A 16104-nucleotide genomic window follows, 5' to 3' on the forward strand; every position below is an offset into this window, starting at 1 on the left:
TTATAACAGGTTAAATGATGATAGAAGATAAGGCAAATTCGAAAACTGAAAATTCGAGAAGAAACTTTATTAAAACAACAGCGCTTGCTGCCGCTGGATTTATGATTGTACCCCGCCATGTGTTGGGTGGGCCAGGTTTTCTGGCGCCAAGCGATCGTTTGCAATTGGCCGGAATAGGTGTAGGTGGAAAAGGAGAAGGCGATATTGCCAGTATTGTTAGGGGAGGAAAAACAGATGTTGCTTTTTTATGCGATGTAGACGATAAAAGAGCTGCAAATTCTTTAAAAAACTTCCCAAAGGCAAAATATTACAAAGACTACCGTGAGTTATTGGATAAAGAAGATAAAAACATTGATGCCGTAACGGTATCTACACCCGATCATACCCATGCGCAAATTGCCATGGCAGCCATGCAGTTAGGTAAACACGTGTATGTGCAAAAACCTTTAACGCATGATATTTATGAAGCCAGGATGTTAACCGAAGCTGCAAACCGCTATAAAGTGGTTACGCAAATGGGTAATCAGGGGGCTTCGGGCGATGGCGTAAGAAAACTTCAGGAATGGTACGATGCAGGCAGGATAGGTAAAGTTCATACGGTTTACTGTTGGACTAATAGACCAGTATGGCCACAGGGAATTTCGTGGCCAAGCGGAAAAGCCGAAATACCGAAAGAACTCGATTGGGATTTGTGGTTAGGCAGTGCTCCATATAAAGAATATGTAAATAAACTGGTTCCCTTTAACTGGAGGGGATGGTGGGATTACGGCACCGGAGCCATTGGCGATATGGGCTGCCACTTGGTAGAGCCTCCTGTTAGGGTGTTAGGCCTGGATACTCCAATCAGCGTAGAATGCAGCGTAGGCAGTGTATATGTTGATGAATTTAAACGTGCTTACTTGCCAGAAAGCTGCCCGCCATCAAGCCACGTCATTTTAACTTTTGCCAAAACGCCAAAAACCAAACGCGAGGTTCAGGTGCATTGGATGGATGGAGGCATTAAGCCAGAACGTCCGGAAGAATTAGGACCAAATGAAAGTTTCGGCGATAATGGTGTGCTTTTTATCGGCACAAAAGGTAAAATGATCTGCGAAACCTATGGCAAAAATCCAAAATTATTGCCACTCTCGCGCAACGAATCAGATAGAACGAAAGTTACTATCCCGCGTATCGTTAATCAGGAAGAAGGTCATTATACTCAATTTGCTGAAGCCGCGATTGCCGGTTATGGAAAAATGGAACTGAGTTCGCCCTTTGAAATTGCCGGACCCCTTACCGAAACTTTATTGATTGCCAATCTGGCCATTAGGGGGACAGATGTGCAGCGCAGGGACGCAGCAGGTAAAATCAGTTATCCGGGTAGAGATATCAAAATGCTTTGGGATAAAATAAATATGAAGGTGACGAATTTTGACGAAGTAAACCAATTTGTGAAACGCGAATACCGTAAAGGCTGGACGTTGGGCGTTTAAGATTTAGTATGTCGACAGAAAACAAGAATTTAAAGGTATTAGTAGTAGGCTGTGGCAATATGGGCGCTTCCCATGCCACAGCTTATCACACCTTGCCAGGGTTTGAAATATGCGGATTAGTTTCTACCGGTAAAAGCAAAGAAAAACTTAACGAAAAATTAGACGGACAATATGATTTGTATACTGATTTTTACGAGGCACTCGAAATAACCAAACCAGATGCCGTTTGCATTTCTACTTATCCCGATACACACGAAGCTTATGCCATAAAATCTTTCGAAAATGGTTGCCATGTGTTTATCGAAAAACCATTGGCCGATAGCGTAGAAGGCGCTATGAAGGTGGCAGAAGCTGCTAAAAAAGCGAATAAAAAGTTATTGGTGGGTTATATTCTCCGCTATCACCCCTCCTGGGAGAAATTTACATCGCTGGCTCAGGAAATGGGAAAACCTTTGGTGATGCGCATGAACCTGAACCAACAGAGCCATGGTCCTAAATGGACGGTGCACCGTAACCTGATGAAAAGTTTAAGCCCCATTGTCGATTGTGCTGTGCATTATATCGATATTATGTGCCAAATGACCCGATCGAAGCCTGTACAGGTGAGTGCCATTGGTGCCAGGCTTACTGACGATATCCCGGAGTGGAATTACAATTACGGGCAGCTGCAGATCCGTTTCGAAGATGGTTCTATTGGTTGGTATGAAGCTGGCTGGGGCCCGATGGTGAGCGATAATGCTTTTTTTATTAAAGATGTTTTTGGACCAAAAGGATCAGTATCTATCACGGCTAAAAAAGCAGGTGCTGCCGGAAACTCTGATAACATTGATGCGCATACCAAAACCGAATCGATTAAAATACATCATGCCGATTTAGATGCCAATGATGAATTCAGCAAAGCCGATGAATGGTTAGACCTTACCGATGAGCCCGATCATCAGGAACTGTGCAACCGCGAGCAACGGTATTTCTTAAAAGCAATTAGCGAAGATATAGATTTAACTGACGCTACTGATGATGCTGTAAACAGCTTAAGAATTGCTTTTGCCTGCGATGAATCGGTAAAAACCGGTGCAATGATCAGGTTGGATTAAAATTATTTCTTGTTATTTCGGTTGCTGTGGTCGTGGTGTCAGATGTTGCCATCAGACACCAGGAAAGGAGAAGTCGTCATTGCGAGGCACGAAGCAACCTTAAAGCGAACGCTAGTAGCGATAATCTAAAATTGCTTCGTGGGCAAAAAATGCCTTCCAGCAATGACGATTTCTCGTATGCTCACAAACATCGTTTCGCGCATCTCAGGAGTGTCGAATAACATCGTCCAGTTTATCTGGGTTTCTTCATTCTGGGTCTCAAAAAGAACTGTAGTGAAAAAATGTGGGTTGAAGTGTTCGAATACAATTTTTTCAAGTGGAATAATCTCTTTAAAAATGCTGCGGTTGGCATAGTCTTTACCATCAGGTCCATGTAAGGTGAGCTTCCATTCGCCGCCTGCTTGTAAATCCATTTTATGGATGGTGGCACTAAAGCCTTTTGGTCCCCACCAGTTTTTTAGGTGCTCAGGTTTGGTCCAAATATCCCAAAGCAATTGAATATTTGCTTTAAAAGTTCCCTTAATCTGCATCGATCTGTTCTTCATTTTTCTATCGCAGTTTAATTCTATTTTTTAGTCTGATCATATAAGTTAAAAAATATTACCTGCACATTAAATGCAGTAAATGGGTGAGGTTTTTCCTGCTTATTTTTTAATCTAGATTGCTTTGATTCAGATTTGTTTTTTTTCTATAATTACAAAATGAAATTTAAACTATTAATTCTCTCAATTCTTGTTTCTTCGTCTATTCAGGCACAAACAAATTTGAACCCAGGCTGGGAATATTTTTTTAAGAACAACCGGACAGCGGCACGCGATTTTTTTACCAAGGCAGCACTTAAACCTACATTTTCAGACGAAGCAAATGTTGCGTTATCTATGATGACTGAAATGGACCGGACGGCTAAAGAAGGTTTTAATTACTTAAATAAATTATCCAATACGGCTAAAAACCCACAACCATATCTTGTTGCGCTATGGAGCGATTTGCCCAATAACGCTTCGAAGATAAAAACGACCGACCAGTTGGAGTTTTATAAAAAACTGGCAACAAGAAAAGATGTAGACGGCACCATTAATGCATTGGCCTACGCATCGTTAGGTTCGCATTTCGAAGAGAAAAAACAATATGCCGAAGCTGATCAGTATTTTAATAAGATTGGCGAAATCGAAAATTGGTTAATCACAGGCGAGTATGAAAACATTTCGACCAGTGGTTTCGATAAACAGTACGATGATATTTTAGCCCATCCTGAACTTAATTATGTTTTTACGGGTAAAAAGAACAGAAAATTTAGCTGGAGAACGGTACCTTATGTACGGCATGATAAATGGTTCGATTTTACGTATTATAACACTTATGAAAATGCATTACAGTTTGCCCAAACATTTGTTAATGCGCCTGCAAGTACAACAGGGCAATTAAGAATCGGCGTATCCGGCTCGGTAAAGGTTTGGGTAAATGATCAGCTTTTAATCAGCGAATCAGAAGAAAGAAACAACGATCTTGACGCATACATTGTACCGGTTAAGTTAAATCAGGGCTACAACCGCGTTTTGGTGCAGATAGGCGAGAGCTATGCGGGCAGATCGAATTTTATGCTGCGGTTAACTGATGCCAACGGAGCACCATTAAATAACCTTTCTACTACCAGTACACCACAGGTGTATTCAAAAGAAACAAATCCTGTTCCAGCTCAGCTAAAACCAGTTGGATTTAAATATTTCGAAGATGCCCTTAAAGCAAAACCGCAGAGCTATTTAAATCAGTTAATGATGGCTAAGCTTTATTTGCGTTTAGGAAATGTGTTCGATGCAAGGTTGATCCTGGAGAAACTTAAAAAACGTTTTCCTGAAAGTACCTATCTCAACCTGATGATGATAGAACTGTTTGTTAAAGCCGATAATAGAACTGGAATTGAAACCCTCAGAGAAGAAATTAAAACACACGACCCGGAGTGTTCGCTAGCCCTGGAGCTTGTATATACGGAGCATTTTCAACAGAATGATTACGTGCGGGCAAAAGAAGTTCTTGCTAAACTGGAAAAAATTTATGGCGAGAATGAAACGGTGTTGATAAAAAAACTGAACATACTCGGCCAGGAGAAAAAACAACCAGAAATTATAGACCTGGTTGAGAAAATTTATCCACAATATTTAAATTCAGCAGACATTGTCAATTTAAAATACCTTATTGAAGTGCAGATTAGAAAGAACCCTAAGGCGATTGATATTTTGCAAAAATATATTAACGAGAATAATGATTATAAGGCTGCTAAATATGTAGCAAAACTACATTTGGACAAAGGAGAAACCGATGCAGGTATAGATATTTACAAAAAGGAATTGCAGAACGATCCGATCGGATTTTCCATATACACAGACCTTGCAGGTATTTACTATAAGTTGCAACAATACGATGAGGCAGAAAAATTATATTTAAAAGTACTCGAAATCGATCCTAACAACGCATTTGTTTATTCTCAGTTAGGTACGCTGTATAATGCAAATAAACAGAAAGAGAAAAGTATTAAGGCATACGAAAAGAGTTTACAGATCGATCCGAATAATTACACTGTTATCCAGTTGTTAAGAACACTTCAGGACAAAAAAGCTGTATTTGATTACTTCGACAAACCCGATGTTAAAGTGATGGTTGGCAAGGCGCCATCTAAAACAGAATATCCCGATGGGCAGGTTGTGGTTTTGAATAATGAAGTGCAGAAAGTTGTTTATGAAAACGGTGGATCAGAAGAGAAGCACTTTTTTACTGCAAAAATACTAACCCAAAAAGGGCTTGAAAGCTTTAAAGAATATGCTATTCCTTATAATAACGACCAGAATTATGCTGTCGAAATAGCCGAGGTAATAAAGGCCAATGGAACAAAAGTTCCTGCCGAAACCAATAATAATGAGTTGGTATTTACCAACCTCGAAATTGGCGATGTGATTAATATCCGTTATAAAATCGAGAATTTCCATGTTGGGGCAATGTCTACCCACTTCTGGGACGCTTTCTATTTTAGCGATGGTTTGGATAACCTTAATATTAAATATTCATTGTTAATCCACCGTGATAAAGCTTTCAAATATGTTTTCTCACAGCAGGACATTGCTCCTGTTAAAACGGCAAAAGATGAATTCGATTTGTATGTATGGGAGAAGAATAAACAAGAAGCTTTAAGATATGAGGATAAAATGCCCCCAATGGATGATGTAACCAATATGCTATATTTATCATCTATTCCCGACTGGAAATTTATTGCAGATTGGTACGACAATATTGCATCGGCTAAAGCGCGGAGCAGTTATGAAATAAAAACAGTAGTAAACGATTTGTTTGCAGGTAAAAGCAATTTAGATGATTTAACTAAAATCAAAATGATTTATAATTACATCATTACCAACATCGCCTACAGCTCCGTGTCGTTTAGGCAAAGTGGTATTATTCCTCAAAATCCATCAACAGTTATTAATACAAGAATTGGCGATTGTAAAGATGTATCTACGCTTTTTGTGAGCATGTGTAAAGAAGCCGGAATTACAGCAACGCTGGCTTTGGCAAATACCCGGGATCGCGGCCAACATACGTTATTGTTACCCAGTATTGAATTTAATCACTGCATTGCCAAATCAACAATAGGAGGGAAAGATTACTGGGTAGAGCTTACATCCGGCACGTTGCCCTTTAATACTTTCAGTAATACTTTCCTGGGATCCAATATTCTCGAAATTAGTAAAACGAGTACAGCGCTGAACAAGTTTAATCCTGGAATAAGAGGAAGGAACATGATGGCCTACAAAACCGAAGTTAAGCTTGAAAATGCCGATATGACGGTTAAGGAAACCAATTGGAATACGGGATCAATGTCTAGCTACATCAGAAGTGTTTTTAACGATTTGAGCAGTGCAGATCAGATCAAGAAAATGAAGGAAGATCTGACAGGTGTATATCCCGAAAACGAAATTTATAGTCTTAGTTTTTCTAACCTCAATACCGCAAAATCAACTTCAGATACTGTGGGGACAGCTTGTTCCTATAAATTGCTGAATGTAAGCAAAAGTGTAGCAGGCATGTCGATATTCTCTATTCCATGGTCAAACAAATCGTACGCAACAGCTTTGCAGGTGATTTCACCTCGGAAATTTGGTATCGATCTTACCCAGTTATTTGGGGTTGACGAGTCTAATCAGGAATTATCATTAGAACTTCCAACCGGAAAAGCCATGGTTCAGCCTTTTAAAGCTGTTCAACTGAGCAATGATTTTGTCGATTTCAAACTGGAAAGCGTACAACAAGGAAATAAACTCGTTTTAAAGCGGAGTTTTGCATTAAAGAAAGATTATGTTCCTTTAGATAAGATCGACCAGTTTAAGGCTTTTTATAAAGAAATGGCCGAAGCAGATGATCAGCAACTGGCTATGAAATAAGAACAACTTAAAAGCCCTGTTTAATAAAGCAGGGCTTTTAAAGTGATATAAAGCGATACGAAAGAAACTCAGTCACATCTCGATAGTTAATTCTCGCTTACCATGGACTTATTCCTGTATCAGGTGCATTGTCATCACTAAAAAATTGTCCTGTTGGCCCATCTGGTGATAATGTCGCTGCCTTTACCACTCTTGCTGCTGCATCTGGTACTGTTCCCGGGCCAGAATGGTGATTAAAATCTGTAGCAGTATAGCCTGGATCAACCGCATTTACCTTAAAAGGCGTATTCAATAGGTTATTAGCCAATAGAATGGTATATGCATTAAGTGCTGCCTTCGAAGAAACGTAACCGGCCGGCTTTACGCCATAGTATTTCCAGTTCGGATCATTGTGTAACGTAAGTGAACCTAAACCTGACGTAACGTTCACGATTCTTGGTGCTGGCGACTGCTTTAACAAATCTATAAAGGTTTGTGTGACTGTGATTACACCAAAAAAGTTGGTTTCAAATACCTGCCTGAATACATTAATATCTGTTTCCAAAGCCGTGTGCATAGCACCACTAATACCTGCATTATTGATCAATACATCGAGCACATTAATTTTCTTACTGAGTAATGTTCCGGCAGCTTGTATCGATTCGATGTTATCCACGTCAATTTCTATAGGCGCTACGTTATTTAACCCTTCTAATTTTAACTGGCTTACGGCCTCTTCGCCTTTTTTAATATCTCGGGAGCCTACATATACATAATACCCTTGTTGTAATAATTGTCTTGCTGTTTCAAAGCCTATGCTTTTATTTGCTCCTGTAATCAGTGCTGTTTTCATAATTTACCATGTTTATGGTACAAATGTAGACGTATTGGTTAGCCTGGGCAGAACACATCCAACGGTATTAATGGTACATTTCGCGGATGCTGATCCGGTAGTCGGCAGGAGTTATACCCGTTTCGCGTTTAAAAAAGCGGTTAAAATAGGAAGTATCCGAGAAACCCAAATCAAAGGCAATTTCTTTTAAAGGATTTTGAGTATGAAACAACAACCGCTGTGCCTCCAATACCAATCGTTCGTGTATATGTTTAATGGCAGGTTTGCCACTTTGTATTTTCACCACCTCGCTTAAATGTCCGGCAGAAATATTCAATATCGAAGCATAATCGCCTACTTCGCGCAACTCTCGATAACACTCATTTATTTTTGCCTGAAAACTTTTCAGTAGAAGTTTATCTGCGGAATGATCAGCTCCTCTAAACTGCTCGGTATACAGCCGACTTAAATAGGTAAGCAGCACGGTAAGGTAGGCGGTAAGCATACGCTGTTGCCACTCGCCGGGCTTTTGATATTCGACATTGATTTTGGCAAGGATGTCCTCAACAAAGTTAAGATCAGCCTGGGTTAAGGCTAATTCATGTCCATTGTGCAGGTTTTCGATAATGGGTAGTTTACTTAATGAAGCATTTTCCTGAAGGGATAGAAACTCTTTTGTAAAAGCAATGCCGGTGCTCCATAACTGCTTAAAACCTTCTTTTACAATGATGTTGCTTGGGCCAGAAAAGTAAATGGTGTTATCTTTAAGGATATAAGGCGTCATATCGATCCACTGTCGACTATCTGCATGTCTGATCAAAACAACGAGAAAATGATCTTTTCGATGGGGGATAAGTAACTCCGACTGGTTTGGCAAAGTACCTTCAAAATTGTAAACCCTAAAGTTTTTATTTCCTGCTACCTCATCAGGTTCTATACTGTAGATAGGCAGTTGTTGAGGGGAATTAAGTATCTGCATCGCTTAAAACAAATTGAAAGAAAAGGAATTGCCCTGATTGTGCTCGAATAGCGTTCAATATGCAATTATAGGCATAAGCTTGCATATTGGATATATAAAAAAAGCATCAACCTTTATCAGATTGATGCTTTTTCGTAGCCCGTAGGGGAATCGAACCCCTGTTTCCAGAATGAAAATCTGGCGTCCTCACCCCTAGACGAACGGGCCATTTTTCAGTTTTTACTCTCCAGTTTACAATTTGCAATTAAAACTACCAATTGTGAACTACCAACTGAATTGGTAGCGGGGACACGACTCGAACGTGCGACCTTCGGGTTATGAGCCCGACGAGCTACCAACTGCTCCACCCCGCACTCTTATGTATTTTTAAGGGAAATACCAACCTTCAATTTTGCAGTGTTGAAACTGATAAAAAAAACCGCTCAGCTTTTGTAGCGGTTTCGTAGCCCGTAGGGGAATCGAACCCCTGTTTCCAGAATGAAAATCTGGCGTCCTCACCCCTAGACGAACGGGCCATTTTTCAGTTTTTACTCTCCAGTTTACAATTTGCAATTAAAACTGCCAATTGTGAACTACCAACTGAATTGGTAGCGGGGACACGACTCGAACGTGCGACCTTCGGGTTATGAGCCCGACGAGCTACCAACTGCTCCACCCCGCACTCTATACAACTCGTTTTTTCTTTGAATTAAATCCTTAACTCTGTTTCCGAATTGGAATGCAAAGATATAATTCGTTTCTTTGTGCTGCAAATTTTTTTTAAAAAATATTTTAATGGCGCATAAAGCAGGTTTTGTTAGTATAATAGGTAAACCAAATGTAGGTAAATCTACCCTCATGAATGTGCTTGTAGGCGAGCGACTTAGCATTATAACTCCTAAGGCACAAACCACAAGACACCGCATTTTAGGGATCGTAAATGAAGAAGAATATCAGATCGTTTTCTCTGATACTCCGGGTATAATTAAGCCAAAATACAGTTTACAAGAGAGTATGATGAGCTTTGTTAACGGATCTTTGACCGATGCCGACGTACTTTTATTCGTAACCGACATCAACGAAGAGCATGATGAGGAAGACGTTCTGGAGAAAATTCTGAACCGTAATATCCCTACAATTGTCCTCATCAATAAAATCGATAAAGCATTACAAGAACAGGTTGATGAGAAGATTGCCTACTGGCAGGAGAAGCTAAATCCGGTTGCTATTTATGCAATTTCGGCTTTGCATAAACACAATGTCGACGGATTATTGGACCGCGTGCTCGAAATGTTGCCAGAACATCCGCCATATTACGACAAAGAAGATTTGACCGATCGCTCAGAACGTTTCTTTGTTTCGGAGATTATCCGCGAAAAAATCTTCCTTAATTATCAGAAAGAAATTCCTTACAGTACCGAGGTAATTGTGAAGAGTTTTAAAGAAGAGGAAATGAAAAACGGTAAAGGTGCATTGATCAGGATTACTGCAGAAATTGTGGTCGAACGCGATTCGCAAAAAAACATTTTAATCGGTACAGGTGGAAGCATGTTGAAGAAGGTAGGTACCGAAGCACGTTTAGAGATTGAGAAATTTTTAGACAACAAGATTTTCCTGGAGATGTTTGTGAAGGTAATTCCCGACTGGAGAAGTAAAAAGAATTACTTAAAAAGCTTCGGTTACGATAATTAATTTCGATTTTTAGGATATGAAGAAAAATTTAACGTTTCTCTTACTGCTGGTCGGTACAGCAGTTTTTGCCCAGGAATCAAACAATGGTAAAAAATTGTGGGCAAAATCTATCCTGAACGAAAAAGCGCCAGACCTGGTTGTTGAAAAATGGATTTCAAAACAGCCCGATACCAAAGGGAAGTTTGTACTGATCGATTTTTGGGCAACCTGGTGCGGACCATGCAGGGCATATATCCCTACATTAAACGATATTCAGAAGAAATATGCCGATAAAATTGTAATTATTGGTGTTTCTGATGAAGCAGCTGAAAAAGTAGAAGCTTTTAATAATCCTAAAATCAACTATTTTGAAGCCATAGATACTAAGGGAACGGTAAAAGACTCTCTTCTGGTTAAAGGTATTCCACATGCTATTCTTATCGATCCGAAAGGAATTGTGAGGTGGGAGGGCTTTCCCTTGTTGCAAGGAAATCAATTAACAGAAGAGGTAATAAAAGGACTTTTAGAAAAGTATAAAAATTAATATTAATGGAGGTTACGAAAATTAACCTTACCTTTGCAGCCCGAAATAAATCGGTTAGTAGTTGATAGTCAATGGCTGATAGCCAAATAGTTTGAGCAGCTTGCCTAAACACCACGACCATTAACTATAAGCCATTAACTATCAAAAGAACACCATGAGTAATATTATAGCCATCGTAGGCAGGCCAAACGTAGGCAAGAGCACCCTTTTTAATAGATTAACAGAAAGCCGTAAGGCGATTGTAGATGATATAAGCGGTGTAACCCGCGATAGGCACTATGGAGTGGGTGAATGGACAGACAGACAATTTACAGTAATCGATACTGGTGGTTATGTAGCCAACTCAGAAGATGTTTATGAAGCCGCCATCCGCGAGCAGGTAATGATCGCCATCGAAGAAGCCAGTGTGCTAATCTTTATGGTGGATGTAACTACAGGCATCACCGATTTAGATGATGATATTGCCCAGGTACTGCGCAGAAGCAATAAACCCGTTTATGTTTGTGCAAATAAAGTAGACAATACTGCTTTGTACAACGAAATCCATACTTTTTATGGTTTCGGATTAGGCGAAGTATATGCATTATCATCAATGACGGGTTCTGGAACAGGAGAGTTATTGGATGAGATTGTTAAAAATTTCGAAGATATTCCGGAAGAAGAAAATCAATTGCCTAAGATTACCATTGCTGGTCGTCCGAATGTAGGTAAATCTTCTCTGGTTAATGCATTAATTGGCAAAGAACGTAATATTGTTACTGCAAATGCAGGTACAACCCGCGATTCGATCAAAATTCATTATAACCAGTTCGGTCATGAGTTTATGCTGATCGATACTGCCGGATTACGTAAAAAAACAAAAGTTAAAGAAAACTTAGAGTTCTATTCGGTAATGCGTACCATTAAAGCTTTAGAAGAAGCTGATGTTGTGGTATTAATGATCGATGCAGTAGAAGGAATCGAAAGTCAGGATATCAATATCTTCCACCTGGCCGAGAAGAACAAAAAAGGTATCGTAATTTTGGTTAACAAATGGGATTTGATCGAAAAAAATACGCAAACGATGAAAGCTTTCGAAGAGCAGATTCATGAACGTATCCGTCCGTTTACCGATGTGCCGATCATTTTCACATCCGTATTAAACAAGCAACGTATTTTTAAAGCAATTGAAGCGGCTTTGGAAGTTTACAAAAACCGTAGTAAGAAAATCCCTACATCTAAATTGAATGATGTGATGTTGCCACTGATCGAGAAATTCCCACCACCGGCATTAAAAGGAAAACACATTAAAATTAAATACATCACGCAAATTAATGCTACTTCGCCAATGTTTGCCTTTTTCTGCAACTTGCCACAGTACATTAAAGATCCGTATAAACGTTTCATCGAGAATAAATTGAGAGAAAACTTCGACTTTTCTGGTGCACCGATCCAGATTTATTTCAGACAGAAATAGGTTTGAGGTTGAAGGTTTAAAGGTGGAAGGCGTAGGGTCGGGATACCTACCAATATAATTAAAAAACAGGGCTGCATTCATAGCGAAAGCAGCCCTGTTTTGTTTTTGCTATTCATGTCATTCTGAACGCAGTGAAGAATCTGTATTGTGTTTACAGTATACTCTAATGAATTTACTAACGTTGGAAGGCAGTGTTTCATAGGTTCGGGATTCTTCACTGCGTTCAGAATGACGGCAGATACTTTTTTGTTCGTCGAGATTACAATAGGTGGTCTATTTTCCTAAATCTGTGCTCATCCTCCTTATCTGTGATAAAAAAATACCCTTACCTTTGCTTCATGCAATTAAAAGTACAAAATAGCCTGGCAGCCGACATCGATGTCATTTTCGAGTTTTATGATATGGCTATTGCCCACCAAAAAAAAGTATTTAATAAACATTGGCAAGGCTTTAGCAGAGAAATGGTGCAGACCGAAATTGATGAAAACAGCCAATATAAAATTCTTGTAGATGGCGTGGTAGCCTGTGTATTTGCGGTTACGTTTAACGATCAGCTAATTTGGAGAGAACGGGATCATGATGCGATTTATATCCACAGGATTGTAACTCATCCCGAATTTAGGGGTTATTCTTTTGTGAAGGAAATTATCAAATGGGCTAAAGATTACGCTGCAAAGAATAACATTAAATTTATTAGAATGGACACCTGGGCAGATAATGAAAAACTACTCGAATATTATACAGGATGTGGCTTTGATTATGTTGGGGTAGTAAGCATGGAAAAAACTGATGGACTGCCGAAACACTATGAAGGCATCAGTTTAAGTTTGTTTGAGATTGCGCTGTAAATTATAAAACGGTCGTCATGCTGAACTTGTTTTATTAGTAGTATTTATGATTTTAAAGGCCTAATAGCTACTTCGTGGTCAGCATCTTTCATGTAAAAAAATAACCTTGTTGGATAGATCCTGAAATAAATTTACTTCGTAGCTTTCCGCTTCGCTACAGGTCAGGATGACGGTAACTACATAGATTCTATTCAGACATATTTATAATTCGTGTTGGTAAAACTTACTTCAATTCAATTTTCCAGCTTAACATGTCATCAACTTCTCCAATATGGATAAAGTTGTTTTTTTCTAAAATGGAATATGAGGCCACATTGTCTTTTGTGGTAGCAGCAAAAACAGATTTCACTTTTGGCTGCTCTTTAGCCCATTCTATCAATCGGCCTACGGCTTCCGTCATAAAACCCTTACCTCTAAATTCTTCGTAAGTACCATAACCAATTTCAATTTCGCCATTTGGATCAGGCTCACCAACAAAACAGATATCGCCTATCATTCTATGATCGGGTTTAGATATGATTGTCCATAAGGTATGGTACAGGTAATCTTTATCCTTATCGAAAACGTTAGGTAAAATTGCTTCTTCCAAAGCCTCGTGAAGCGAAGGAGAAATGTTTTTTTTGGTTGGCAAAAGGCCAAATTCTTCTTCAAGTGAATGATCATCTTTAATGTATTTTAAAAGTTGATCGTGTGTTAATGGTCTTAAAATGAGGCGTTCTGTTTCTAACATGCTTGAATTTGTTACAGAGACTAATATAAAGCTTTGGGTTTTGAATAACCAAAATTTTAGAACAAGCTTTTGTTAAAAAATGTCTAGCGTAATTAATAAACCTTTATTACCTGCCCGGTTACAATGCCCAGTACACTTTTCTCGTAAGCTTTAACTACTTTCTCCATACTAACCGGAATTTCGCCAGGAAAAGAATCGAAATAAGCAGGCGAATCTTCGACAACGTTGGGGCTGACAGCGTTTATACGAATCCCATTTTCGAGTTCTGGAGCAGCAGCGAGAACAAAAGAGTTTAATCCTCCGTTTACTGCGCTTAGTGCGGCACCTGCTGCAACCGGATGATCAGCCAATATGCCCGAGGTTAGCGTAAATGAGCCACCTTTATTAATGTAATGCTGACCGATAAGCACCAGATTAACCTGGCCCAATAGTTTATCCAACAAACCGCTCTTAAATACCTCACCCGTCATCTGGTTTATAGGTGCAAAAGGACCTTTTCCGCTGGTACTGATCAGGGCATCGAAAGCACCAATCTGCTCAAACATGGCTTTAATCGATGCTTCATTGGTAATATCTACCTGAACATCACCTTTGGTATTTCCTACACGGATGATCTCATGTTTTTGCGCAAAAGCTTCAGCTACTTTTTTGCCCAATGTGCCTGTCGCGCCTACAATTATTATTTTCATACAGTATTATGTTAAAAGGTACACATAATTTCCCCGTAAATTTCGCAGAAAAGCGCTGATTTGGAATTTTACGCTGCGTTAATCTGTGATCAGCGGGAAATTGATAGCCATAGTACAATTACTTATCACTAGTTGTGTTTAAATGTGTAATACTAGTTTAGCGTCGTTATTAAACATCGGGGGCATTAAAATGTTTGTATCGCGTTAATCCTGCAACACAATTTCTGCTTTTAGGTCGGTAATCAGCAGATCGATATGCGCTTGCGTTACGTTGGGCATGCAGATGATATGCGAATTCCCCTGTTCAGCTGCCAACTGCCATTTTTTACAGATTGTTGCAGATGGGGTAGGGAAGTTTACGGTTATGGCATTCGTGTTTCGCCATGCAGCAATACCCAGCGCTTTAAGCTTCTGTTCGGTATAAGCTGCAGTCGCTAAACTGTGCATGGCCCTGCTTTTTAAACCTGTTATACCCAAACGTTTAATGGTGTGCCATAGAAATAAGGGACTATGGCCATTTCTAGATCCGGTAATGGTGGTATCAATACTTCCGATGTAGGCCACCGAACGGGCAATCCGATCGCGGTTCGATTTTTTTGCAACTACTACACCGCAAGGCATCGGCGAGCCAAAAAACTTATGACCGCTAATGGCGATGCTGTCTGCACCATCTTCAAAATCGAATGCTGGTCTGGGTTCAATCAACGCACTATAGGTGCCAGAAAGTGCAGCATCCGCATGGATATAATAATGTTGGATAGCCAGTTTTTTTAAGATGCTTTTAATTTTGGCCACATCATCACGTGCTTCGGTCATGGTGGTGCCAATATTGGCCATAATGATAACAGGCATGTGACGGTTCATCCTAATGGTGTGTTCAAGGTCTTCGTAATCAATTTCTCCATTTTCCTGGGTACGGATAACGATATTTGACATGTTGAGTAAATGCAGGTTCTTTTGCACACTATAATGTGTAGCTTCAGAGTAATAAACCATTCCTTTTGGGTGTAATTCGCGGGCAAGGTACAAGCCATAAAGATTTCCTTCAGAGCCACCATTGGTTACATAACCCCACCAGTTATCTGCAGGTGCACGGAAAAGCTCGGCAAAAAACTGGACTACTTCTTTTTCGAGTTCACGTGAGCCTACTGCATAGGTTGAAGTAACAAAAGGATCACCCAGGTTGTTCATCGGATATTTTAAAAAATCTGAAAGTGCCTGATAATCGAAGTCCTTTGAAACGGGATAGCCTAAAAATAAATCGGTCTGTTTCTTAACATGCATTAACAGATCATTTAATACCTGTTGATCCTTTTCCTTTAATTTGCTCGCTTCCATAAAAATATGATTTGCTGGCAAAAGTAATAAAACAAAATATAGTATTATTATTTGTTTTTAATT

The 16104-nt window shown here is 39.5% G+C and carries 13 protein-coding genes and 4 tRNA genes; 7 read left to right on the forward strand and 10 right to left on the reverse strand.

The window, feature by feature from the left end; genetic code table 11:
- The first annotated feature begins 14 nt into the window (after positions 1 to 14).
- A complete protein-coding gene (locus tag ACTJKN_RS12135; protein WP_440825280.1) occupies positions 15 to 1472 on the forward strand; it encodes a Gfo/Idh/MocA family protein in 1458 nt (485 codons plus the stop codon).
- Positions 1473 to 1480: 8 nt separating this feature from the next.
- On the forward strand, positions 1481 to 2566 hold the full coding sequence (locus ACTJKN_RS12140; protein ID WP_440825282.1) for a Gfo/Idh/MocA family protein: 1086 nt from the start codon (positions 1481 to 1483) through the stop codon (positions 2564 to 2566).
- Positions 2567 to 2691: 125 nt separating this feature from the next.
- Here the strand turns inward: ACTJKN_RS12140 and ACTJKN_RS12145 are convergent, their stop codons facing one another.
- Positions 2692 to 3111: an SRPBCC domain-containing protein gene (locus ACTJKN_RS12145; protein WP_440825284.1), complete on the reverse strand. Its 420-nt coding sequence runs from the start codon at positions 3109 to 3111 to the stop codon at positions 2692 to 2694.
- A gap of 156 nt (positions 3112 to 3267) precedes the next feature.
- On the opposite strand from ACTJKN_RS12145, the gene ACTJKN_RS12150 reads away from it, so the two are divergent.
- Positions 3268 to 6996 carry a tetratricopeptide repeat protein gene (locus ACTJKN_RS12150; RefSeq protein ID WP_440825285.1) on the forward strand — a complete coding sequence of 1243 codons (3729 nt, stop codon included), beginning with the start codon at positions 3268 to 3270 and terminating at the stop codon, positions 6994 to 6996.
- 97 nt (positions 6997 to 7093) lie between these two features.
- Here the strand turns inward: ACTJKN_RS12150 and ACTJKN_RS12155 are convergent, their stop codons facing one another.
- The 6 genes from ACTJKN_RS12155 to ACTJKN_RS12180 form a co-directional block, all read right to left on the reverse strand.
- Entirely contained in the window at positions 7094 to 7828 is a 735-nt protein-coding gene (locus ACTJKN_RS12155) for an SDR family oxidoreductase (protein ID WP_440825287.1), read from the reverse strand.
- 67 nt (positions 7829 to 7895) lie between these two features.
- Positions 7896 to 8786, reverse strand: coding sequence for a helix-turn-helix domain-containing protein (locus ACTJKN_RS12160; protein WP_440825288.1), 891 nt, complete (start codon positions 8784 to 8786; stop codon positions 7896 to 7898).
- Between the two features lie 135 nt (positions 8787 to 8921).
- Positions 8922 to 8993, reverse strand: a tRNA-Glu gene (locus ACTJKN_RS12165).
- A gap of 70 nt (positions 8994 to 9063) precedes the next feature.
- Positions 9064 to 9139 (reverse strand) — tRNA-Met (locus ACTJKN_RS12170).
- 90 nt (positions 9140 to 9229) lie between these two features.
- Positions 9230 to 9301 (reverse strand) — tRNA-Glu (locus ACTJKN_RS12175).
- Positions 9302 to 9371: 70 nt separating this feature from the next.
- Positions 9372 to 9447: transfer RNA gene (locus ACTJKN_RS12180), tRNA-Met, on the reverse strand.
- A 113-nt stretch (positions 9448 to 9560) separates the two neighbouring features.
- Between ACTJKN_RS12180 and era the strand changes: the two genes are divergently transcribed.
- From era to ACTJKN_RS12200, 4 genes are all read left to right on the forward strand, one after another.
- Positions 9561 to 10457: a GTPase Era gene (gene era / locus ACTJKN_RS12185; protein ID WP_440825290.1), complete on the forward strand. Its 897-nt coding sequence runs from the start codon at positions 9561 to 9563 to the stop codon at positions 10455 to 10457.
- A 16-nt stretch (positions 10458 to 10473) separates the two neighbouring features.
- On the forward strand, positions 10474 to 10980 hold the full coding sequence (locus ACTJKN_RS12190; RefSeq protein WP_440825292.1) for a redoxin domain-containing protein: 507 nt from the start codon (positions 10474 to 10476) through the stop codon (positions 10978 to 10980).
- A 154-nt stretch (positions 10981 to 11134) separates the two neighbouring features.
- A complete protein-coding gene (gene der, locus ACTJKN_RS12195; RefSeq protein WP_440825294.1) occupies positions 11135 to 12436 on the forward strand; it encodes a ribosome biogenesis GTPase Der in 1302 nt (433 codons plus the stop codon).
- Between the two features lie 338 nt (positions 12437 to 12774).
- Positions 12775 to 13284, forward strand: a complete 510-nt coding sequence (locus tag ACTJKN_RS12200) for a GNAT family N-acetyltransferase (protein ID WP_440825297.1) — start codon at positions 12775 to 12777, stop codon at positions 13282 to 13284.
- Between the two features lie 223 nt (positions 13285 to 13507).
- Here the strand turns inward: ACTJKN_RS12200 and ACTJKN_RS12205 are convergent, their stop codons facing one another.
- From ACTJKN_RS12205 to ACTJKN_RS12215, 3 genes are all read right to left on the reverse strand, one after another.
- On the reverse strand, positions 13508 to 14014 hold the full coding sequence (locus ACTJKN_RS12205; RefSeq protein ID WP_440825299.1) for a GNAT family N-acetyltransferase: 507 nt from the start codon (positions 14012 to 14014) through the stop codon (positions 13508 to 13510).
- A 92-nt stretch (positions 14015 to 14106) separates the two neighbouring features.
- Positions 14107 to 14703, reverse strand: coding sequence for a short chain dehydrogenase (locus ACTJKN_RS12210; protein ID WP_440825301.1), 597 nt, complete (start codon positions 14701 to 14703; stop codon positions 14107 to 14109).
- Between the two features lie 204 nt (positions 14704 to 14907).
- Positions 14908 to 16041 carry a histidine decarboxylase gene (locus tag ACTJKN_RS12215; RefSeq protein ID WP_440825303.1) on the reverse strand — a complete coding sequence of 378 codons (1134 nt, stop codon included), beginning with the start codon at positions 16039 to 16041 and terminating at the stop codon, positions 14908 to 14910.
- Between the last annotated feature and the right edge of the window lie 63 nt (positions 16042 to 16104).

It is taken from the genome of Pedobacter sp. 22163 (assembly GCF_052045595.1).
GTDB lineage: Bacteria > Bacteroidota > Bacteroidia > Sphingobacteriales > Sphingobacteriaceae > Pedobacter.

What these genes read in the sequence shown, in the direction of transcription:
- ACTJKN_RS12135 (WP_440825280.1), top strand. Translation starts at nt 15, where the DNA reads ATGATGATAGAAGATAAGGCAAATTCGAAAACTGAAAATTCGAGAAGA.
- ACTJKN_RS12140 (WP_440825282.1), top strand. Translation starts at nt 1,481, where the DNA reads ATGTCGACAGAAAACAAGAATTTAAAGGTATTAGTAGTAGGCTGTGGC.
- ACTJKN_RS12145 (WP_440825284.1), bottom strand. Translation starts at nt 3,111, where the DNA reads ATGAAGAACAGATCGATGCAGATTAAGGGAACTTTTAAAGCAAATATT.
- ACTJKN_RS12150 (WP_440825285.1), top strand. Translation starts at nt 3,268, where the DNA reads ATGAAATTTAAACTATTAATTCTCTCAATTCTTGTTTCTTCGTCTATT.
- ACTJKN_RS12155 (WP_440825287.1), bottom strand. Translation starts at nt 7,828, where the DNA reads ATGAAAACAGCACTGATTACAGGAGCAAATAAAAGCATAGGCTTTGAA.
- ACTJKN_RS12160 (WP_440825288.1), bottom strand. Translation starts at nt 8,786, where the DNA reads ATGCAGATACTTAATTCCCCTCAACAACTGCCTATCTACAGTATAGAA.
- era (WP_440825290.1), top strand. Translation starts at nt 9,561, where the DNA reads ATGGCGCATAAAGCAGGTTTTGTTAGTATAATAGGTAAACCAAATGTA.
- ACTJKN_RS12190 (WP_440825292.1), top strand. Translation starts at nt 10,474, where the DNA reads ATGAAGAAAAATTTAACGTTTCTCTTACTGCTGGTCGGTACAGCAGTT.
- der (WP_440825294.1), top strand. Translation starts at nt 11,135, where the DNA reads ATGAGTAATATTATAGCCATCGTAGGCAGGCCAAACGTAGGCAAGAGC.
- ACTJKN_RS12200 (WP_440825297.1), top strand. Translation starts at nt 12,775, where the DNA reads ATGCAATTAAAAGTACAAAATAGCCTGGCAGCCGACATCGATGTCATT.
- ACTJKN_RS12205 (WP_440825299.1), bottom strand. Translation starts at nt 14,014, where the DNA reads ATGTTAGAAACAGAACGCCTCATTTTAAGACCATTAACACACGATCAA.
- ACTJKN_RS12210 (WP_440825301.1), bottom strand. Translation starts at nt 14,703, where the DNA reads ATGAAAATAATAATTGTAGGCGCGACAGGCACATTGGGCAAAAAAGTA.
- ACTJKN_RS12215 (WP_440825303.1), bottom strand. Translation starts at nt 16,041, where the DNA reads ATGGAAGCGAGCAAATTAAAGGAAAAGGATCAACAGGTATTAAATGAT.